This window comes from Arthrobacter sp. LjRoot78 (genome assembly GCF_964254335.1).
GTDB lineage: Bacteria > Actinomycetota > Actinomycetes > Actinomycetales > Micrococcaceae > Arthrobacter.
Window position 1 is genome coordinate 1,717,945 of sequence record NZ_CAXUTG020000001.1, and the last position, 20,891, is coordinate 1,738,835.

Here is a 20,891-nt window from a genome sequence, read left to right on the forward strand (position 1 = left end):
GCCGGTTCCCACGGTATTTGTCTCAGGTTTTTGTCGGCCGCTATTTCAGGAAGCGTGACGTGCGCCGGTCCGCCAGGATCTTGCCGCCCGTCTGACAGGTAGCGCAGTACTGCAGCGCCCGGTCGGCAAATGACACTTCCCGGACGGTGTCCCCGCAGACGGGGCACTCCTGGCCGGTCCGGCCGTGGACGCGCATGGTGCTCCGCTTTGCGTCCTTCAGTTCGTTCGGCTGCTTGCCTACGGCCTCTGTGACTGCTGCGACCAGAACACTGTGGATGGAGTCGTAGAGCACACGGACGGCCTCCGGATCCAGGGACTTCGCGATGGCGAAGGGGGAGATCCGGGCTGCGTGCAGGATTTCGTCGCTGTAGGCATTGCCGATCCCGGCGATCACCCCTTGATTCCGTAACAGTCCCTTAATCTGCTGGGTGCTCGAGGCAAGAATTTCGGTGAAAACGTCGAGGCTGAACGAGGCGTCCAGCGGATCGGGGCCCAGGGTGGCGATGCCGGGAATCTCTTCCGGGTCCCTGACCACATAGACGGCGAGGCTCTTCTTTGTGCCTGCCTCGGTCAGGTCAATTCCGAGATGGGTTTCGCCGCCGCCGGCATCCGGCCTGACGAACTCCAGCCTCGCGGCGATATATCCCTTGCCCCGCGCCAGCACGGCGTTCGACGGCGATTCCGTGTACCGCAGCCAGCCGGCCTTGGCCAGGTGGAACGCAAGGAAGATCCCGTCCGTGGCCAGGATAATGAACTTTCCCCGGCGCTCGACGCCGGAGATGGTGCGGCCCTCCATCGCCGTATACGGCGGGTCTGCCGTCTTGAGGACTGCGAAGGACACCACCTGGATTTTTGTCAGCACGGCTCCACGAAGCCGGGCGCCCAGGAAAGCGCTCAGACCGGCCACTTCGGGAAGTTCTGGCATGTCACTACTGTGCCACAACGGTCCGACCCGGTACTCCCTGCGGTGGATGTTGGTATGCATATACTTTCAGCGGCGGCTTGTTCTGCAGACCTCCGTTGACATTGCTGATTGACCAACATTCCTGGTTGACCCGATGAAAGGCCCCTGATGAGCAATATTCCCGAAGACCTGTCCTACACTGCCGAACACGAGTGGGTGACCGCCCCCAACGCCGACGGCGTGGTGCGGGTGGGCATCACCGATTTTGCCCAGGACGCCCTGGGCGACGTTGTGTACGCGCAGATGCCCGAAGTCGGCACCAAGGTGACGGCAAACGAGGTCGTGGGCGAGGTTGAGTCAACCAAGAGCGTCAGCGACATCTACGCTCCGGTGAGCGGTGAAGTCGTCGCCAGGAACGAAGCGCTGGACACCGATTCGGCGCTCATTAACAGCGATCCGTACGGCGAGGGCTGGCTGATTGAGGTCAAGCTCGCAGAGGCCGACGCTGTGGAGTCCCTGCTCAGTGCATCGGACTACGAACAACAGGTAGGCTAAAGATAACCGGCTTGGAGGTCCGGCTGTTGAGGGATTGACAGCCGGACGACACGCCGTAGTACCGGATCTGCCAGGCTTTTCCGGAGGGCACGCGTTGTTTGCAGGGGGACATCTGCAACGGAAGAGGAGGACTCCATGGTTGGTCACGAAAATAGCCACAGCAGTGATGATTACGGCACGGGCGGAGTGAAGGCTTCGGAGACCACCTCGATCCACCTCACGCCAATCCGTGACGAGCCGACCATCGCGCGCAAGCTCGCTCCGGAGGAGCGGGTGGCCGTTGAAGCCCTTCCGTTCGGCTCGGCGCTCCTGGTGGCGCACAGCGGCCCCAACGCCGGCGCACGATTCCTGCTGGACTCCGACGTCACCACCGCCGGGAGGCACCCGGACGCGGACATCTTCCTGGACGACGTCACGGTATCCCGCCGCCACGTCGAATTCCGCCGGACAGCGCGAAGCTTCGAAGTCGTTGATACGGGCAGCCTCAATGGAACCTACGTCAACCATGACCGCGTGGACAGTGTGGAACTCAAATCCGGTAATGAAGTCCAGATCGGCAAGTTCCGTCTCACTTTCTACCTCAGCCCTGCCCGCGCAGCAGGCAACGTCTGATACCGGGGTAGTTGCCTGTGGCACTGGCACAACCGGAACGGCGCGGACCCCAGGTCCTGAACATCGGGGAAGTACTCGCGCAGCTGAGCGACGACTTTCCCGGCATGACTGCGTCCAAAATCAGGTTCCTTGAAGAAAAAGGCCTGATCAACCCGCAACGCACACCCGCCGGCTACCGGCAGTATGCGGACACGGATGTTGAGCGGCTCCGATTCGTGCTGGCACTCCAGCGCGACCAGTACCTTCCGCTGAAAGTCATCAAGGACTACCTCGACGCAATCGACCGCGGCGAACGCCCGGAGAACCTTCCGCCCGGCGTCACGGTGTCCCCGCGTATCGTCTCGGACGAGCTCGCCAGCGAGCTCCAAAACAAGGTTCGACGGCTGAGCGAGGATCAACTCCGGGCCGAGTCCGGCGCCAGCGTGTCGCTCCTGCGCTCCCTCCTCGAATTCGGCCTCATCGGCCACGTCCATGGCAAGTTCGATGAACACGCCCTGCAGGTGGCCCGCGCATGCGTCCAGCTGGAAAGCCACGGCCTCGAACCGCGCCACTTGCGGCCCTTCCAGGCCGCCGCGGAGCGGGAGTTCGGACTGGTGGAGCGGGCCGTCGCGCCGCTGACCTCCCGCAAGGACGCTGCATCCCACGCCCGTGCTGCCGAAGCAGCCCGGGAAATCAGTGATCTCTGCCTGACGCTGCACCGCGCCCTGGTGCAGGACCGTATATCGCGAATGGATATCTGATGATTGAAGTCGAGATCGTGGGTGTGAGGATCGAACTGCCGTCCAACCAGCCGCTGGTGCTGCTGCGCGAAATCCACGGCGAACGGCACGTGCCCATCTGGATTGGCACGCCGGAAGCCAGCGCCATTGCCTTGGCCCAGCAGGGTGTGGTGCCGCCGCGGCCCATGACGCACGACCTCCTGATCGACGTCGTCGAATCGCTGGGCCACTCCATCGTCAGCGTGAACATCGTCGCCGTCGAAGACAACATCTTCTACGGACAGCTGCAGTTTGAAAACGGCACCACCGTCAGCTCCAGGGCTTCGGACGCCCTTGCCCTGGCGCTGCGGGCCAAGTGCCGCATCTGGTGCGCCGACTCGGTGATGGACGAGGCCGGGGTCCGGATCACCGAGCACGATGAAGGTGAAGACACAGAGCCGGGTCCCACGGTGGACGAGGAGCGCGAACTGCGGCGCTTCCGGGAGTTCCTGGACGACGTGGAGCCGGAAGACTTCGACGGCTGAGATCACGTTAAGGTTAAAGTTGAGGATGAAACTTTCGACACGCCCCCGAAATGGGGCCAGCATCTTTGACCTTGGGGCGCGTCGGGCCTAACGTCGAAGTATCAAGTTCCCATTGCATACAACAGCCGCGCAAGTCACACTGGAATGTGCAGCCCCGGCTGAATTACACGGATGAATTTCAGATCTGTGTTCGCTGTTGCTGCGACTTCCCTAGGGGAGCATATGACGAGGAGGATCCACGTGAGTCCGAAAGGCGAAGCGGGCGAGCTAAAGCAGGCGTCAACGGCTGGCGTAGCGCTGCCTGCGAGCGGTGCTCAGGGCCTCCTCTTCACGGAGGACCTCCCCGTCCTGGACGAAGACGCGGGCTACCGCGGACCCACCGCCTGCAAGGCCGCGGGCATCACCTACCGCCAGCTCGACTACTGGGCCCGCACGGGCCTCGTTGAGCCTGCCGTGCGGGGAGCCGCCGGTTCCGGCTCGCAGCGGCTCTATGGCTTCCGCGACATCTTGGTGCTGAAAGTGGTCAAGCGGCTGCTGGACACCGGAGTATCACTGCAGCAGATCCGCTCCGCCGTGGAGCATCTGCGGGAACGCGGCGTTGAGGACCTCGCCCAGATCACCCTCATGAGCGACGGGGCGAGCGTTTACGAGTGCACGTCTGCGGATGAGGTCATTGACCTGGTGCAGGGCGGCCAGGGCGTCTTCGGGATCGCCGTCGGCCGGGTGTGGCGCGAAGTGGAAGGCAGCCTCGCGGCGCTTCCCAGCGAGCACGTCGTCGAGCAGTCCTTTCCGGACGACGAGCTCAGCAAGCGCCGGGCAGCCCGCAAGACCGGCTGAGACCGTACCCTAACCTTTAAAACCAAAAAGAATGGCCGCCTTCCCTCGGGAAAGCGGCCATTCTTGGTTTAGTTCTTTATGTGTTCAGTCAGTCCGTGTGCCGGCTGCGACGGCGTTCCGGGGTGAGCCGCTAGCGAAGGCTGCGTTCCCGGAGAGCTGCAGCCGAATCCACGCCGTTGGAGGCCAGGAGGTTGTCGAGAAGCGTGTTGAAGAGGCTGGCCGCATTTTTCGCGGAATCGCCAGGCCAGTGGTGCACGGAATGCGCCGCACCCTGGATCTGCTGCCAGTTTGCCTGCTCCGGAATGTGCGGGGTCAACAGCAGTTCACCGAACATCGACTGCATCTCGGCCAGCCGGAAGGCATGCTCGGACGAACCCGAGCGGACGCGGTTCGCAATGATGCCTGCGGGGGAGAGGTTCGGGGCGAACTCCTGGCGGAACAGCTGGATGGCGCGCATGGTGCGCTCCGTGCCGGCCACCGAGAACAGGCCCGGTTCGGCGACGAGAGCTACTTTGTCGCTGGCGGACCACGCCATCCGGGTCAGTCCGTTCAGCGACGGCGGGCAGTCAACCAGGATCAGCTGGTACTTGTCCGTGCCGGCCAGGACTGCCGAGAGCCTGCGCAGGTCGCGGCGGCCCAGGTCCGGGCGGTCGTAAATGCCCGTATATGCGGAGCCCACTGCGACGTCCAGGACGGCGGGCCGGGCTCCGTTATAGTTTTCCCGGGCCACCCAGCTGCTGGTGACCACGTTCTCCGAAAGGCGGGCGCGGCGGGGACTCTTGAGCATCCTGCCGATGTCCAGCTGGTCATCCGGCTGGACGCCCAGTGCCGTGCTGGCATCCGCATGCGGATCAAGGTCCACCACAAGGGTGGGGATGCCGGCGGCCAGGGCCGCAGATGCCAATCCGGTGGTGACGGAAGTTTTGCCGACCCCGCCTTTGAGGCTGCTGATGCTGACTACTTGCACTTGAAAAACCAATACCTAACGCCGGTTGCCGTGTTGGGGTAGTGCCGGCTCCGGCTCCCCGGAGCGGAGGGCGCGCGTAAGCGCCCCCGACTCATCATATGTTGCCGAGGTGTTGAATCCCGTTTCATCGGGCGGGTGTGCGGCGCATCCCACGTGCGTAAGGAGTGTCGTTGCCGGTTTGGCCTGCCTAAACCGGCCTGCATGACGGATAATTCTGTGATGGTCGACACAATGATTTGTGTTTGCCCGCGCCCGTCTTACACACTGTGACCACTTACCGATACACCCGCGATGATGCAGGAGAAGTATGTTTTCCAAGATTCTGGTGGCTAACCGCGGCGAAATCGCGATCCGCGCCTTCCGTGCCGGCTACGAGCTGGGTGCCAAGACTGTAGCTGTGTTCCCCAATGAGGACCGTAACTCCATCCACCGCCAGAAGGCTGATGAAGCGTACCTGATCGGCGAAGAGGGCCACCCCGTCCGGGCCTATCTCGATGTGGACGAAGTGGTTCGCGTGGCCAAGGAGGCCGGCGCCGACGCCATTTACCCCGGCTACGGCTTCCTTTCGGAGAACCCGCGCCTGGCCCGGGCGGCTAAAGAGGCCGGCATCACCTTTGTCGGCCCGCCGGCCGAGGTCCTTGAACTGGCAGGAAACAAGGTGGCTGCCCTCGAAGCCGCACGCGCCGCCGGTGTTCCCGTCCTCAAGTCGAGCCAGCCCTCCAAGGACCTGGATGAGCTGATCGCCGCCGCAGACGTCATCGGCTTCCCCATTTTCGCCAAGGCCGTGGCCGGCGGCGGAGGACGCGGGATGCGCCGCGTCGACACTCGTGAGGCTCTCCCGGAAGCGCTGCAGGCTGCCATGCGCGAGGCTGACGCCGCGTTCGGTGACCCCACCATGTTCCTCGAGCAGGCCGTTCTGCGCCCCCGCCACATCGAGGTGCAGATCCTGGCCGACGCCGAGGGTAACGTCATGCACCTCTTCGAACGCGATTGCTCCATCCAGCGCCGCCACCAGAAGGTCATCGAAATCGCGCCGGCCCCGAACCTGGATGAGGGCATCCGCCAGGCGCTCTACCGGGACGCCGTGAAGTTCGCCAAGGCACTGAACTACGTCAACGCCGGCACCGTGGAGTTCCTGGTTGACACCGTCGGCGAACGCGCAGGCCAGCACGTGTTCATCGAGATGAACCCCCGCATCCAGGTGGAGCACACGGTCACGGAGGAAGTCACCGATGTGGACCTGGTCCAGGCGCAGCTGCGCATCGCTTCGGGGGAGACGCTCGCCGACCTTGGCCTGTCGCAGGAAACCGTCCAGCTTAAGGGCGCCGCACTGCAGTGCCGCATCACCACCGAGGATCCGGCCAACGGCTTCAGGCCCGACGTCGGAAAAATCACCGGTTACCGTTCCGCCGGCGGTGCCGGCGTGCGGCTCGACGGCGGCACCGTCTACTCGGGTGCTGAAATCAGCCCGCACTTCGACTCCATGCTGGTCAAGCTGACCTGTCGCGGCCGCGACTACCCCGCCGCCGTCGCGCGTGCCCGGCGCGCCTTGGCGGAATTCCGCATCCGCGGAGTATCCACCAACATTTCCTTCCTGCAGGCCGTCCTGGACGATGCGGACTTCATCGCCGGCGATGTTGCCACCAACTTCATCGACCAGCGCCCGGAGCTGCTCAAGGCCCGTGTCTCGGCGGACCGCGGCACCAAGCTGCTGACCTGGCTGGCAGAGGTCACCGTGAACAAGCCCAACGGCGAACTCAAGGTCCACTCCGACCCGGCGGCCAAGCTGCCCGCAGTCGGGGACGCCCCTGCTCCCGAAGGTTCGCGCCAGCGGCTCCTCGAGCTGGGGCCCGAGGGCTTCGCCAAGGCCCTGCGCGAGCAGCAGGCCGTCGCCGTCACCGACACCACTTTCCGGGACGCCCACCAGTCGCTGTTGGCCACCCGGGTCCGCACCCGCGACCTCGTGGCGGCCGGCCCCGCCGTGTCCGCGCTGCTTCCCGAATTGCTTTCCGTGGAGGCCTGGGGCGGTGCCACGTACGACGTCGCCCTGCGGTTCCTCGGCGAGGATCCCTGGGACCGGCTTGCCGCGCTGCGCAAGGCATTGCCCAACATCTGCCTGCAGATGCTGCTCCGCGGCCGCAACACCGTCGGCTACACGCCCTACCCCGAGGAAGTCACCGAGGCATTCGTCAACGAGGCCGCAGCAACCGGCATCGACATCTTCCGCATCTTCGATGCCCTCAATGACGTCAACCAGATGGCTCCGGCCATCCGTGCTGTCCGGGCCACCGGCACCGCCGTCGCTGAAGTTGCCCTCTGCTACACCGGCGACATGCTCGATCCCGACGAAAAGCTCTACACGCTGGACTACTACCTGGAGCTGGCGCAGAAGATCGTCGACGCCGGCGCCCACATCCTGGCCATCAAGGACATGGCAGGGCTCTTGCGTCCCGCGGCTGCTGCGAAGCTCGTGGCTGCCCTGCGTGAACGCTTTGACCTTCCGGTCCACCTGCACACCCACGACACCGCAGGCGGCCAGCTGGCCACGCTCCTGGCGGCAGTGGACGCAGGAGTGGACGCAGTGGACGTCGCTTCGGCTTCCCTTGCCGGCACCACCAGCCAGCCTTCAGCCTCCGCCCTGGTTGCCGCGCTGGCCCATACCCCGCGCGACACAGGCCTGGGCCTGGCTAAGGTGAGCTCGCTGGAACCCTACTGGGAGGCAGTGCGGCGCGTGTACGCTCCGTTCGAGTCGGGCCTGCCGGGTCCCACCGGCCGTGTCTACCAGCACGAGATTCCGGGCGGACAGCTGTCCAACCTGCGGCAGCAGGCCATGGCCCTGGGCCTCGGCGAACGCTTCGAAGCCATCGAGGACATGTACACCGCGGCCGACCGCATCCTGGGCCGCCTTGTGAAGGTCACTCCATCCTCGAAGGTGGTGGGCGACCTGGCCCTGCACCTCGTCGGCCTCAATGCCGATCCCGCGGACTTCAACGAAAACCCGCAGAGCTACGACATCCCCGATTCCGTCATCGGGTTCCTGTCCGGCGAACTTGGCGATCCTCCCGGAGGCTGGCCGGAGCCGTTCCGCACCAAGGCGCTTCAGGGCCGCAGCATCAAGGTGCGCGATGCCGAGCTCAGCGCCGAGGACAGCGCCGCCCTGAAGAGTGATTCCAAGACCCGCCAGCAGACCCTCAACCGTCTGCTCTTCGAAGGCCCCACCAAGGACTACCTGAAGAGCGTGGAGACGTACGGCAACCTGTCCGTCCTGGACACCCGCGACTACCTCTTCGGGCTCCAGCGCGGAGCGGAGCACGAGATCGAACTCGAGAAGGGCGTCCGCCTGATCGCCTCCCTCGAAGCCGTGTCCGAGCCGGACGAGAAGGGCATGCGCACCGTCATGTGCACGCTCAACGGCCAGTCCAGGCCCGTGGTGGTCCGCGACCGTTCCGTGGTCAGCAACGTCAAGGCAGCTGAAAAAGCGGATGCCAGCCAGCCGGGCCACGTCGCCGCACCGTTCGCCGGAGCCGTGACGCTCACGGTCAAGGTGGGCGACGCCGTGAATGCCGGCGACACCGTGGCAACCATCGAGGCCATGAAGATGGAGGCCTCCATCACGACGCCGGTGGCGGGCACCGTTGGACGCCTCGCAGTCGGCGCCGTGGAACAGGTCCAGGGCGGAGACCTGCTGCTCGTCGTCGAGTAACCCGCGCACACACAAAAAAGGGGCCTCCCGCCGGGAGGCCCCTTTTTTGTGTCTCGGGTTTTGGTGTCTTGGGCTAGTGCTGTCCGGACGGCTCGGCGCGGGCCGGGCGCGGTGCGGCGTACATTTCCCCGATGACCGATTCGAAGTCCTTCATCACCTGGGCCCGCTTGACCTTCATCGATGGCGTCAGGTGGCCGGATGCCTCGGTGAAGTCGGACGGCACAATCCGGAACGACTTGATGGCTTCCGCCTGGGACACCGACTGGTTGGCGCGGGTGATGAGGTCCTGGACGGCCGCCTTGACCACGGGATGTTCCGCGGCTTCGGCGAGGGTGGTGGATGCCGGCAGCCCGTGCCGGTGCAGCCATCCCGGCAGTGCTTCCTCGTCGAGCGTCACCAGGGCGCCGATGAACGGCATGTTGTCGCCCACCACGAGCACCTGGGAAACGAGGGCGTCGGCCCTGATCTGGTCCTCCAGCAGGGCAGGGACGACGTTCTTTCCGCTGGCCGTCACGATGATTTCCTTCTTGCGGCCCGTGATGGTCAGGAAGCCGTCGGCATCCATTTGTCCGATGTCGCCGGTGCGGAACCAGCCGTCCACGAACGTGTCGGCCGCGAGGTCGTCGCGCTTGTAGTAGCCGCGCATCACGCAGACACCCTTGGCGAGGATCTCGCCGTCGTCGGCGATCTTCACCGCATTCCCCGGCAGGGGGGCGCCCACGGTGCCGATCCTGATCAGCGACGGGGTGTTGACCGTGATGGGCGCGGTGGTCTCGGTCAGGCCGTAGCCTTCGAGGATCTGCATGCCGATGCCCTGGAAGAAGTGACCCAGGCGTTCGCCCAGGGGGCCGCCGCCGGAGACGGCGTGGGCAACCTGGCCGCCCATTGCTGCGCGCAGTTTGCTGTAGACGAGTTTGTCGAAGAGTGCGTGGCGGAGCTTGAGGCCCAGGCCGATGGAACCGGCCTGCCGTGCCCTCGAGTAGGCGATTGCGGTGTCGGATGCCTTGTGGAAGATGGCGCCTTTGCCGCCGTCCTCGGCCTTCGTCAGTGCCGAGTTGTAGACCTTTTCGAACACCCGCGGCACGGCCAGGATGAACGTGGGCTTGTAGCTCTGCAGGTCCGGCAGGAGGTGCTTGATGTCCGGGGTGTGCGCGACGGTGACTCCGGCGGCCACGGCCAGGACGGAAATGAACCGGGCGAACACATGGGCCAGGGGGAGGAACATGATGGTCCGTGCCTGCTCGTGGACGATGCCGGACAGCGACGTGGCCAGTGCGTTTTCGGACAATTCCACGAAGTTGCCGTGTGTCAGTTCGCAGCCCTTAGGCCTGCCGGTGGTGCCGGAGGTGTAGATGATCGTTGCGACGTCGGCCAGCGACGCCAGGCTTCGGCGGGCTTCCAGGTCCTCGTCGCTGACGGCAGATCCTGCGGCGCGAAGTTCGTCCAGCCCGGCGCCCTCAAGCTGCCACACGTGGGCCAGCGAAGAGAGTCCTTCCGAGGTGGCTGCCTGCCGGATGATGTCCTCGTGGTGCGAGGACTCGCCAAACGCGGCGACGGCACCCGAGTCGCCCAGGTTCCAGGCAACCTGGCTGGGGGAAGACGTTTCGTAGATGGGAACCGAGATGCCGCCCGCGAACCAGATGGCGAAGTCCACCAGCGCCCACTCGTACCGGGTGCGGGACATGATGCCCACACGGTCGCCGGCCGCCACGCCGCTGGCCATGAGGCCCTTGGCGAGGGCACGGACGTCGGCGACGAAATCGGTGGCAGCGATGTCCTGCCATTGCCCGGCGGCATCGAGCCGCGAATACAGGGACGGGTTCGAGGCCTTGGCGGCCTGCCGCAGCACCAGGTCGGTAATGTTGGTTTCGGGGGGTACATTCACCAAGGGCGGAACACTGAATTCGCGCACGATAGCTCCTTTGTTATCCATAGACCCGCAGGGGTACTGCTAACACTAGTACGCCCGTTGCGGAGGTGTGTCCTGTTTCACCTACTGGCGAGTAACTTTACGGTCAAGGGCCTGAAACCCGCCAATCTGCCCGCCGGGAGGCATGTCCGGAACTGTTTCACTCAGTGGCCGGCCACGCAGTAAAACACCGCCCGGGCAATAGAATGGGGAACCATGCACACACCAACGCCTGGCGACCCGCCCAGACCCTATCGACGGACGGCCTCCTGGCGGCGCAGGAAGCCCTCCGGGCAGGACGCGCTGGCCGCAAGCCAGGGATTTCGTGAGCACCTCCGGCTGGGGCGCAAGGGACTGGCGATCGGCGTGGACATCGGCGGCACCAAGGTTGCCGCCGGCGTAGTTGATGCCGACGGCAGGATACTCAGCCAGGCCAGGCGCTCGACGCCCGGGAACGACCCCCGGGCAGTGGAACAGGTGATCGTGGAACTGGTCGAGGAGCTAAGCCGCGGCCACCGCATTTGGTCGGTGGGAATCGGCGCCGCCGGCTGGATGGACCTCGACGGCGGGACAGTGCTGTTCAGCCCCCACCTGGCCTGGCGCAACGAACCGCTGCGGGACAACCTCCAGCGCCTGCTGCGCCGGCCGGTCCTGCTGACCAACGACGCCGATGCCGCGGCCTGGGCCGAATGGCGTTTTGGTGCCGGGCAGGGACAAAACAGGCTCGTCTGCATCACCCTCGGCACCGGGATCGGCGGGGCCATGGTGATGGACGGCCGGGTGGAACGCGGACGCTTCGGCGTTGCCGGCGAATTCGGCCACCAGATCATCATGCCCGGCGGCCACCGGTGCGAGTGCGGAAACCGCGGTTGCTGGGAGCAGTACGCCTCCGGAAATGCCCTGGGCCGCGAAGCCCGCGAGCTGGCTGCCGCCAATTCACCCGTAGCGCAGGAACTACTCAAGGCCGTGGACGGAGAGGTTGACCGGATCACCGGAGTCATCGTGACGGAGCTGGCCAAGGCGGGCGACCCTACGTCCAGGGAACTCCTGGAAGACGTCGGGGAGTGGCTGGGACTGGGGCTCGCCAACCTGGCTGCCGCGCTTGACCCCGGGAAGTTCGTGATCGGCGGAGGCCTCTGCGATGCCGGCGAGCTGCTGGTGGCGCCTGCACGCAAGGCCTTTGCCCGGAACCTGACCGGGCGCGGGTTCCGGCCGGCAGCGGAAATCGCACTGGCCGCGCTGGGACCCAACGCCGGGCTGATCGGCGCCGCGGACCTGTCACGGGTCAGCAGCAGGATGCACGGCTAACCGGGAAATCGGCAGGCTAAGCCTGAGGCACTAAACCCGGGCGCCGTCGTCGTGCTCATCCTTTTCCTGCGGCAGCTGCATGATCAGGTAGATCACTGAGACGACGAATGCGGCAACGATTCCCAAAATGGCCATCAGCGGCGCGGACCGCCAGAACATGGCGGCCAGCACCAGGGCGACGGGACCGCCCACGGCACCCAACCAGGCGAGCATGGTCAGGGGATCCGTGCCGGCCAGGCTCGGCGGTTCCTCCGGTACGAACGGTTCGTCGTCGTCGGCGTCGTAATCCCGCGGCCTGCCGGTTGCGTCCGTGTCAGCTGTACCGGCGTGGTCCGCCCCCGGGTGCGGTTGGCTGACGGCGGCCTGGCGTTCGGACGCCGAGGGCTCCGTCGGTGCGGCGCCGGACAGCCCCAGCGGATCGAAGTCGCGGAAGGGCCGCCTGGCTGGTTGGTTGCCCTCCCCGGCATCAACGGTGCTGTCAGCAGCCGCAGTGTCGCTGCCCTCGAGCCGGGCCACCAGGTCGAGCCATACGGCGTCGTCCTGGTTCGCGCTCTGGTCAGAGGAATTGGAGTCGGATCGGGTCATCGGCCATGTCCTTCACGGCTAGCGGGGGACGAGTCCACGTCTCCCGGAACCACGGCGCGGATAAAGTCCGCGGTCCCGCTGAAAATCTCTTCGGCATCGTTGTCCAGTGTGGCCACGTGGTAGCTGTTGCCCAGGGCGCTCAGCTGAAGCGTGGCATGGGTGAGGCCGCGGCGCAGCGCCACGATGCTCGAATCCGACACGACGTGGTCCACCGTGGAACGGAACACCCGAACCGGTGCAGTGATGCGGGGCAGCAGCCGCCGTGTGTCCTTGAACAGCTTGTTCAGTTCGTGGGCAGCCGCCACCGGTGTCCGCGGGTAGGCGCCCTCGTCCGTGTCCGGCTTGAGGATGTCGTTCGCGATGGCGGGCGTGCTTTTCATGACCAGCTTCAGGACGCCGGCCAGCGGCGCCCGGGGATCGTCAATGACCAGGCCGGGATTGACCACGATGGCACCCGCCACCGGACGCTGCGCCGCCACTCTCAGGGCGAGTGCCCCTCCCATGGACAGGCCCGCCGTGAACACGTGGTCGCATTCGGCCTCAAGCTCCAGGTAGGCGGAGTCGTAGGCGGAATACCACTGCTGCCAGCGGGTCCTGGCAAGCTCCTGCCAGCTGGTCCCGTGCCCCGGCAGAAGCGGCATCCTCACGGCAAAGCCGGCGTCGGCCAGGGACTGGGCCCAAGCCCGCACACCATGCGGGCTTCCGGTGAAGCCGTGGGAAACGGCAACGCCGATCGAGGGGCCGTCTCCGGTAAAGGGGGAGCTCAGGGGGCTGTGGTCGGCGGCGATGCTCATGATGTCTCCGAGGGTACGTGGTGCTGCGCGTGCTCATGGAAGAAAGCGGACGAATTCTGGAAAATCACGGGGGCGTCGTTGTCCAGGGTGGCCACGTGGCCGCTATGGGGCAGAGGGACCACGCGAAGCGTGGCCGATCCCAGCCGCCGCCGGATCAGCTCAAGGGACGATGGCGGCACGACGTCGTCGGTGTCCGATTTGAAAACCAGGACCGGCGCCGTCACCCGGGGCAGTCCGCGGCGGGCAGCGGCAAACAGCTTTTTCAGTTGGTGGACGGCGGCCAGCGGCGTCTGCGAATAGTCGCCGTCTTCGGTGGTGGCCGCGGTGGGGTTGGCCTCCACAATCGGCAGTGTGGTCCGTTGGAAGTACTTCAGGATGCCGATAATCCGGACTCTACGGTCGTAGAAGCTGAGCCCGGGATTGACCACGGCCACGCCGGCAACGCGATGACGGGACGCCGTGCGCAGGGCGACGGCGCCGCCCATGGACAGCCCGGCGACGTAGCAGGTGTCGGTCCGGCCGGCGAGCTCAAGGTAGGCGGCTTCGAAGGCGCCGGCCCAGTCCCGCCAGCCCGAGCGGGCCAGCTCGCGCCAGTCAGTCCCGTGGCCGGGCAGGAGCGGGACGGAGACGGCGAACCCCTGCTCGGCCAGGTGCAGGGCCCACGGCATGACGCTGAGGGGACTTCCCGTGAAGCCGTGGCAGATGGCGACGCCGATCCGGGCATTGCTTCCGTGGCCGGGGTAGCTGAAAGCGGCAGGCACAGTCGGTTTGCTGCTTTCTCTCATGTGCCCATCGTGTCACCATTCACCACAAATCTCACTAGAGTAGGGTTGCATTGAAGTCCTGGCCGGGCCCGACGAAGGGGCGGCGAGACGCCTTCCGGAGAGGTACACCACGTGTTTTATTGGTTCATGAAGACGTTCGTCCTGGGGCCGGTGCTGAAGCTCCTGTTCCGGCCCTGGGTCAAGGGGCTGGACAACGTCCCGGCCGAAGGCGCAGCCATCCTGGCTTCCAACCATCTGTCGTTTTCCGACTCCATCTTTATGCCGCTGATGGTTCCGCGTCCCGTGGTGTTCCTGGCGAAGTCGGAATACTTCACCGGTACGGGCCTCAAGGGCAGGCTGACTGCACTCTTCTTCCGGCTGACCAACCAGCTGCCCATGGACCGTTCGGGCGGAGCGGCGTCGGCAGCTTCGCTCAACGCCGGAATGGACGTCCTCTCGCACGGTTCGTTACTGGGTATTTATCCCGAGGGAACCCGCAGCCCGGATTCACGGCTGTACCGCGGCAAAGTCGGTGTGGCAAAACTTGCCCTGCAGGCCAGGGTTCCCGTGATTCCCGTCGCCATGATCGGCACGGACAAGGTCCAGCCGATCGGTAAGCGGATGCCGAACATCAGGCGCATCGGCATGATCTTCGGCGAACCACTGGACTTCAGCCGCTATTACGGCATGGAGGAGGACCGCCTGATCCAGCGTTCCGTGACCGACGAAATCATGTACGAACTCATGCGCCTGTCCGGGCAGGAGTATGTGGACGAATACGCGGCAGTGGTCAAACTGCGGCTGGCGGGAAAACCTGCGGACGGCACTAACGGCACTAACGGCACTGACGGCACTGACGGCTCAAACGGCTCCGGCGGCGGCACCGGTCCCGCGGAACCCGACAAAGCGTGACGCCGGTTCTGTGACGGCGGATCGGGTCGAATGACGGTTGCGGTGCGGAAACCCCGATCCGGGAACTAGTCTTGTAGTGTGACTGAGCTATCTGCAAAACCTGCCTCCCTGCTGACCAGTACCGCCCAGAGCGGCGCCGCCAACTATCCGGGACTGGACCACTGGCGGGACCTGCCGGTTTCCCAGCAGCCCAGCTGGCAAAACAAAGAGGTCTTTGACGCATCCGTGAAGGAACTTTCCGTCCTTCCGCCGCTCGTCTTCGCGGGCGAAGTGGACATCCTCCGCGAACGACTGGCCGCTGCCGCGCAGGGCAAGGCGTTCCTGCTCCAGGGCGGGGACTGCGCCGAAACATTCGAGGCCGCCACGGCGGACAAGATCAGCGCAAGGGTCAAAACCATCCTGCAGATGGCGGTCGTCCTCACCTATGGCGCGGCCATGCCCGTCATCAAAATGGGCCGGATGGCCGGACAGTTCGCCAAGCCGCGATCCTCCAACGATGAAACGCGCGACGGCGTCACCCTCCCGGCGTACCGGGGCGACATTGTCAACGGCTACGATTTCACGCCGGAATCCCGGGGCCACGATGCCGGCCGGATGCTGAAGGCCTACCACACGTCGGCTTCCACGCTGAACCTCATCCGGGCATTCACGCAGGGCGGCTTCGCTGACCTGCGCCTGGTCCACCACTGGAACAAGGGCTTCACAGAGAACCCGGCCCACGCCCGCTACGAGTCGCTGGCACGCGACATTGACCGGGCCATCAAGTTCATGGCTTCCTGCGGCGCGGACTTCGAGGCCCTGAAACGGGTCGAATTCTTCGCGAGCCACGAGGCGCTGCTGCTCGACTACGAGCGCGCACTGACCCGCATCGATTCCCGCACCGGACTTCCGTACGACACGTCCGCCCATTTCCTCTGGATCGGCGAACGCACCCGCGAACTGGACCACGCCCACGTCGATTTCCTGTCCCGGGTCCGCAACCCGATCGGCGTCAAGCTGGGGCCCAAGACCTCCGGCGACGACGCCCTGCGGCTCATCGACAAGCTGGATCCGGACCGCGAACCCGGCAGGCTGACCTTCATCACCCGGATGGGCGCTGGCAACATCCGCGAGAAGCTGCCCGCCATCGTTGAGAAGGTCACGGCGTCCGGCGCGCAGGTCCTCTGGGTCACCGATCCCATGCACGGGAACACGGTCACGTCGCCCAACGGCTACAAGACGAGGAACTTCGACGACGTCATCGACGAAGTGCGCGGCTTCTTCGAAGTCCACCACTCGCTGGGCACCATTCCGGGCGGCCTGCACGTTGAGATGACCGGTGACGACGTCGCGGAGTGCCTCGGCGGTGCCGACCCGATCGACCAGGAAGCTTTCCTGGACCGCTACGAATCGGTCTGCGACCCGCGCCTGAACCACATGCAGTCCCTGGAGATGGCCTTCCTCGTCGCAGGAGCCCTTTCCAAGCGCCCCTGACCCCGGTTCGACGCGCTGATCCGCTGCGATGATTGACCACAAAGCTCCGCCCGGCTGGAACCAGCCGGGCGGAGCTTTTTTGCGTAGGGTTCCGGTCAGACGACGGTGAGGGTGACGAGTGAACCTTCGGGCACCTGCGTGTCCACCGGATCCTGGTCGCGTACCGTTCCAAAGAAGCCGCCCAGGATGTTGTTTACCCGGACCTCGAAGCCGAGCTTTTCCAGCGCCTTGCGGGCATCATTGGCTTGCTTGCCGATGTAGCTCGGCACATCCACGAGTTTGGGTCCCTTGGACACCGTAAGGGTGACGGTGTCGCCCCGGGTCAGGGTGCCGGAGGACGGGTCCTGGGCCACGACGGCGCCCTTGGGGACCTTCTTGTCGTTGACTGTTCCGGGGGAGATTACGGCCTTTAGCCCCGCGGCTTCGAGCGCCTTGACCGCTGCGCCCTGTTCCTGCCCGCGCACGTCCGGAACGGGAATGGGCTCCGGCCCCTTCGAGACAGTGAGGCTGACGGGTGTGCCGCGTCGGGCGGGGGTTCCCGCCGCCGGATCCTGGGCGAGGACCGTTCCCGCCGGCTCGGTCTCGCTGTAGGTCTCCGTGACAGTGCCCAAGGCCATCTCGGCCCCGTTGAGTTGGGTCTTAGCTTCATCCAATGACTTGCCGCTCATTCCGGGCAGCGGAAAGAGTTGGGGGCCTTTGGACACGAAAAGCGACACCAACTGGAACTTGCGGATTTCCCGCCCTGCCTCAGGTTCGGTGCCGACGACGAGCCCGGCCCGGATATCGTCGTCGAAAACATCCTTCGTGGTGGACTGGAATCCAGCAGTGCCAAGCAGCTGCTGGGCCTCGGCCACGGTCTTGTTCGATACCCGCGGAATGGTTCCGGGGGAGCCGGGTCCCATGCCGAAGAACCAGCCGGCGCCCGTTGCGAGCAATGCAGCGATGACCAGGATGATGATCCAGAGGACGCCGCGACGCCGCGGGTTACCTTCGCGAAGGGACCGGACCGGAGTTGACGCCGCCTTCGACTGTGCCTTGGCGGCATCGCGGTCCTGCTTGCGCTGCGCCCGCTTACTCAGGGGAGCGGCGCCGTCCGGTCCGTCCCCGTCTGCCTCCCCGAAGTCGGATTCCGCGTCCGGCGGGGCCGCCAGCGCGCCGAACTGGCCCGTGCGCCCGGGCGAAGCCGACAGTACCGTGGTGGGATTGCTTTGGCGGGTGATGATTTCCGTTGGATGCTGCCCGGCGGACAGGACCTCCGTGTGGTCCTGGCGCTCCGTGGGCCGGACCGCGGCGGGTCGACCGGAGGGCGGGTAGGCGGGAGGGCGCAGCCCGGCCGGAGAATGGGCGACGGCGGCGATCGCCGCCGGCGGCTGGAGATCCAGTTCCGCGTCGGTCAGGTTGGTCCGGATGTGCCTGAGCTCCGACAGCAGCGCATTGCCGTCCACCGGACGCTGTTCAGGGTCGCGTGCCGTGCACCACTGCACCAGCTCGTCCACTTCGGCAGCCAGCCCCGGCACGGCAGCCGAGGGGGCCTGGACGGAGGAGTTCACGTGCTGATAGGCCACCTGGATGGGGACTTCGCCGTCGAACGGCTGCTTGCCGGTGATCATTTCGTACAGCATGATGCCCACCGAGTAGATGTCGCTGCGGGCGTCCGCCTGCCTGCCGAGCACGAGCTCCGGGGACAGGTAGGCCACAGTGCCGATCAGCGCGCCGGTGCTCGTTGACGTGGTGACGGCCCGGGCCAGTCCGAAGTCGCCCAACTTGATTCGGCCGTCATCGGCGATCAGGACGTTTTCGGGCTTGATGTCCCGGTGGATCAGCCCTGCGGCGTGCGCCGCTCCCAGGCCTTCCACTACGGGGTCGATCAACGCCAGGGCTAGCCGCGGAGACAATGCACCCTTCTCCTTGATGACGTCCCGGAGAGTGTGGCCCTTGATGTACTCCATGACCAGGTAGGCCGTGTGGCCGTCGCTGCCCTGGTCCAGGACGCCCACCACATGGGCGTGGGACAGCTTGGCCGCGGCTTTTGCCTCCCGGCCCAGCCTGTCCAGGAAGTTTCCGTCATTGACGAGGTGCGGATGGAGGACCTTGAGTGCGACGTCGCGCTCCAGACGCTGGTCCGTGGCCAGGTAGACGGTGGACATTCCGCCGCGCGCCACCCTGGACTGAACCCGGTAACGGTTATCCACCAGGGTTCCAACGAGGGAGTCCGACACTTTTTCCTGCACCCTACGATCCTAAGTGCTACACGGAAACGGGCCCGAATCGACATGCAATCCGGACCCGTATCGTTACCCTCGCGGCACTTGCCTTTGCGGTGCCGTTATGGTTCTAGCTGAAGTTCTTCTGGTGCGCCTTGATGGCTGCAACGTAGGCCTTGGTGTCGTCGAACATGCCGTTCTTGCTGACGGAGTACTGGCCCTGGTAGTAGCCGGCGATGGCGTGGTCCAGGTCCTTGCTCGTGCGGATCAGCTGGCGGATGATGGCTACGCCTGCCGTTGCGTTGTCATAGGGATCGAGCAGGTTCAGCTTGCGGCCCACAAGGTCGGAGGCCCATTCGCCCGACGTCGGGATGACCTGCATCGTGCCGATGGCGTTGGCCGGCGAGACCGCGCGCTGGTTGAAGCCGGACTCCTGGTAGGCGAAGGCGAGGGCAAGGGAGGGATCCACCCCCATCCGACGTGCCGTATCAGCGACGATCGACTTCATCTGTTCCCGGGTGGGAACGGGAGAGGCGTTGAGCAGGGCCTTGTTCTGGTTGGCGGACGACACCACGGCGTCGGGGTAGGTAAAACCGAGGAATGAGCTCGGCACCAGGGGAGTGACGCTCGCAGCCGGCTGGATGGAGGCGCCGGGGATGACCAGCTTGTTGCCCGGGTAGATAACGCTGGACATGGTCAGCTTGTTCGCCGACAGGATGTCTGAGAGCTTGACGCCGTGCTTTGCGGCGATGGCGGACAACGTGTCGCCGGACTTCACCGTGTAGGAGCCGGAGCTGGGGGCGGGAGCCGGAGCAGGCGCCGGCGTGGCCGCGGGGGCCGGAGCCGGGGCGGAGGACTGGCCGCCGCCGATCTTGATCTGCTGGCCCGGGTAAATGATGGAATTCATGTTGAGGCCGTTCCAGCTCAACACCTCGGACAGCTTCACGCCGTGGCGTGCGGCGATGGCTCCCAGGGTGTCACCGGACTTTACGGTGTAGACACTGCCGCCGGAAGTGGCGGGCGCTGGAGCCTCGGGCTTCGCCGCGGGGGCGGAAGGGGCCGGCGCGGACCCGGTCAGTTTGATCTTCTGTCCCGGGTAAATGATGGTGTTGGGCTGCAGGTTGTTCAGCTTCAGGATGGCATTCGTATCGAGGCCGTAGCGGCCGGCAATGCCGCTGATGGTGTCACCACGCGCAATGGTGTACTCGGCCGGAGCGGAAGGCTGGGCGGGCCGAAGGGAAGCGGGAATGGACGTGGAGACCGATGCCGCCGGAATGAGGCCCGACTTGAGCGCGGCTTCCTGGGCCTGCATGGCGGCCGCCAGGGTGGCAGGAACAGCCCGCGGACGAGATTCCGCCGCCGCCGGCTGGGCGATGGCGAGCGAGGACAGGACGACGGCCGGGAGAGCGGCCGTGGTCGCCGCAATCATAGGCAGGCTCGGCCTGGGGTGTTGCTTTGGCGATCGGGGCGTCGTCATGGGAATGATCCTCTTCTCAGCGGCGAATGCTGTCGGTCAGGCCGTTGTTACGAATGGTACTAGTGTTACTAAAGTTAGCGTTGATGCAAATGTGATCTATGTGAATCTCTCACGAATTGCCGATTAGCACAAGAAATGTATGGCATCTCTTATATGCCTTTTTTCGGAGTGTCGATTTACGCCATCGGCCCGCCTCATTGGGCTGACTAGGCGCAACAGTGCACCGCGTGGCAATCTTGATCCGTGAGTACTGTAGAAAGCCTTGTAGGCGAATGGCTGCCCCTGCCCGACGTTGCAGAAATGATGAACGTTTCCATTACTAAGGTCCACGGTTTGCTGGACGAAAAAGCACTGGTGGCGCTGAGGGTCGGTGAACGTCGCATCAGGTCGGTGCCCGCCGGCTTTATGCAGGACGGCCATCCGGTCGAGAGCCTTAAGGGGACCATCGTGGTCCTGTCGGATGCAGGGTATTCCGACGAGGAACTCATCACGTGGCTTTTCACGCCGGATGAATCACTGCGGGGCCGCCCTATTGACGCATTGCGTGAAGGCCGGAAGACGGAGATCCGCCGCAGGGCACAGTCCCTCGCCTGGTAGTCCTCACCCGGTAGCACTGCCCGGTTATTCCACGCGCGGTGGCCGCG

At 65.3% G+C, this 20,891-nt stretch carries 18 protein-coding genes; 10 read left to right on the plus strand and 8 right to left on the minus strand.

Annotation, left to right across the window (positions count from 1 at the left end; genetic code table 11):
- Window positions 1-40: 40 nt before the first annotated feature.
- Complete coding sequence (locus ACSQ1X_RS07900; protein WP_436057254.1) at window positions 41-925, minus strand: Fpg/Nei family DNA glycosylase; 885 nt, start codon at window positions 923-925, stop codon at window positions 41-43.
- 147 nt (window positions 926-1,072) lie between these two features.
- Here ACSQ1X_RS07900 and gcvH point away from each other — a divergent pair, with 147 nt between their 5' ends.
- The 5 genes from gcvH (at window position 1,073) to ACSQ1X_RS07925 (ending at window position 4,151) form a co-directional block, all read left to right on the plus strand.
- A complete protein-coding gene (gcvH, locus tag ACSQ1X_RS07905) occupies window positions 1,073-1,459 on the plus strand; it encodes a glycine cleavage system protein GcvH (protein ID WP_436057255.1) in 387 nt (128 codons plus the stop codon).
- Between the two features lie 135 nt (window positions 1,460-1,594).
- A complete protein-coding gene (locus ACSQ1X_RS07910) occupies window positions 1,595-2,071 on the plus strand; it encodes an FHA domain-containing protein (protein ID WP_055800185.1) in 477 nt (158 codons plus the stop codon).
- 23 nt (window positions 2,072-2,094) lie between these two features.
- On the plus strand, window positions 2,095-2,811 hold the full coding sequence (gene ftsR, locus ACSQ1X_RS07915; protein WP_055800262.1) for a transcriptional regulator FtsR: 717 nt from the start codon (window positions 2,095-2,097) through the stop codon (window positions 2,809-2,811).
- Window positions 2,811-3,314: a bifunctional nuclease family protein gene (locus ACSQ1X_RS07920; protein WP_043480385.1), complete on the plus strand. Its 504-nt coding sequence runs from the start codon at window positions 2,811-2,813 to the stop codon at window positions 3,312-3,314. The genes ftsR and ACSQ1X_RS07920 overlap by 1 nt, the downstream gene beginning before the upstream one ends.
- A 240-nt stretch (window positions 3,315-3,554) precedes the next feature.
- Entirely contained in the window at window positions 3,555-4,151 is a 597-nt protein-coding gene (locus tag ACSQ1X_RS07925; RefSeq protein ID WP_028271710.1) for a MerR family transcriptional regulator, read from the plus strand.
- 130 nt (window positions 4,152-4,281) lie between these two features.
- Here ACSQ1X_RS07925 and ACSQ1X_RS07930 read toward each other — a convergent pair whose 3' ends face one another.
- The gene (locus tag ACSQ1X_RS07930) at window positions 4,282-5,118 is read right to left on the minus strand and encodes a ParA family protein (protein ID WP_436057256.1); all 837 of its coding nucleotides are present in this window, start codon (window positions 5,116-5,118) and stop codon (window positions 4,282-4,284) included.
- A 307-nt stretch (window positions 5,119-5,425) separates the two neighbouring features.
- On the opposite strand from ACSQ1X_RS07930, the gene ACSQ1X_RS07935 reads away from it, so the two are divergent.
- A complete protein-coding gene (locus tag ACSQ1X_RS07935) occupies window positions 5,426-8,821 on the plus strand; it encodes a pyruvate carboxylase (RefSeq protein ID WP_436057257.1) in 3,396 nt (1,131 codons plus the stop codon).
- A 73-nt stretch (window positions 8,822-8,894) separates the two neighbouring features.
- Here the strand turns inward: ACSQ1X_RS07935 and ACSQ1X_RS07940 are convergent, their stop codons facing one another.
- A complete protein-coding gene (locus tag ACSQ1X_RS07940) occupies window positions 8,895-10,733 on the minus strand; it encodes an AMP-dependent synthetase/ligase (protein ID WP_436057258.1) in 1,839 nt (612 codons plus the stop codon).
- A gap of 213 nt (window positions 10,734-10,946) precedes the next feature.
- On the opposite strand from ACSQ1X_RS07940, the gene ACSQ1X_RS07945 reads away from it, so the two are divergent.
- Window positions 10,947-12,038, plus strand: coding sequence for an ROK family glucokinase (locus ACSQ1X_RS07945; RefSeq protein WP_436057259.1), 1,092 nt, complete (start codon window positions 10,947-10,949; stop codon window positions 12,036-12,038).
- A 30-nt stretch (window positions 12,039-12,068) separates the two neighbouring features.
- On the opposite strand, the gene ACSQ1X_RS07950 is transcribed toward ACSQ1X_RS07945, so the two are convergent.
- Genes ACSQ1X_RS07950 through ACSQ1X_RS07960 form a run of 3 tightly spaced genes read right to left on the minus strand, consistent with a single transcriptional unit; the run spans window position 12,069 to window position 14,202 of the window.
- A complete protein-coding gene (locus tag ACSQ1X_RS07950; protein ID WP_436057260.1) occupies window positions 12,069-12,623 on the minus strand; it encodes a hypothetical protein in 555 nt (184 codons plus the stop codon).
- Entirely contained in the window at window positions 12,620-13,417 is a 798-nt protein-coding gene (locus tag ACSQ1X_RS07955) for an alpha/beta hydrolase (protein ID WP_436057261.1), read from the minus strand. Before ACSQ1X_RS07955 ends, ACSQ1X_RS07950 begins: the two co-directional genes overlap by 4 nt.
- Window positions 13,414-14,202 (minus strand): alpha/beta hydrolase, encoded by a 789-nt coding sequence (locus ACSQ1X_RS07960; protein ID WP_436057262.1) that lies wholly within the window; start codon window positions 14,200-14,202, stop codon window positions 13,414-13,416. The genes ACSQ1X_RS07955 and ACSQ1X_RS07960 overlap by 4 nt, the downstream gene beginning before the upstream one ends.
- A gap of 111 nt (window positions 14,203-14,313) precedes the next feature.
- Here ACSQ1X_RS07960 and ACSQ1X_RS07965 point away from each other — a divergent pair, with 111 nt between their 5' ends.
- Complete coding sequence (locus tag ACSQ1X_RS07965) at window positions 14,314-15,093, plus strand: lysophospholipid acyltransferase family protein (protein WP_436057263.1); 780 nt, start codon at window positions 14,314-14,316, stop codon at window positions 15,091-15,093.
- A gap of 78 nt (window positions 15,094-15,171) precedes the next feature.
- Complete coding sequence (locus ACSQ1X_RS07970) at window positions 15,172-16,566, plus strand: class II 3-deoxy-7-phosphoheptulonate synthase (RefSeq protein WP_436057264.1); 1,395 nt, start codon at window positions 15,172-15,174, stop codon at window positions 16,564-16,566.
- Between the two features lie 95 nt (window positions 16,567-16,661).
- Here the strand turns inward: ACSQ1X_RS07970 and ACSQ1X_RS07975 are convergent, their stop codons facing one another.
- Window positions 16,662-18,797 carry a protein kinase domain-containing protein gene (locus ACSQ1X_RS07975; protein ID WP_436057265.1) on the minus strand — a complete coding sequence of 712 codons (2,136 nt, stop codon included), beginning with the start codon at window positions 18,795-18,797 and terminating at the stop codon, window positions 16,662-16,664.
- A 103-nt stretch (window positions 18,798-18,900) separates the two neighbouring features.
- Complete coding sequence (locus ACSQ1X_RS07980; protein ID WP_436057266.1) at window positions 18,901-20,247, minus strand: LysM peptidoglycan-binding domain-containing protein; 1,347 nt, start codon at window positions 20,245-20,247, stop codon at window positions 18,901-18,903.
- A 243-nt stretch (window positions 20,248-20,490) separates the two neighbouring features.
- On the opposite strand from ACSQ1X_RS07980, the gene ACSQ1X_RS07985 reads away from it, so the two are divergent.
- Window positions 20,491-20,844 (plus strand): Rv2175c family DNA-binding protein, encoded by a 354-nt coding sequence (locus tag ACSQ1X_RS07985; RefSeq protein WP_055800152.1) that lies wholly within the window; start codon window positions 20,491-20,493, stop codon window positions 20,842-20,844.
- Window positions 20,845-20,891 lie beyond the last annotated feature (47 nt).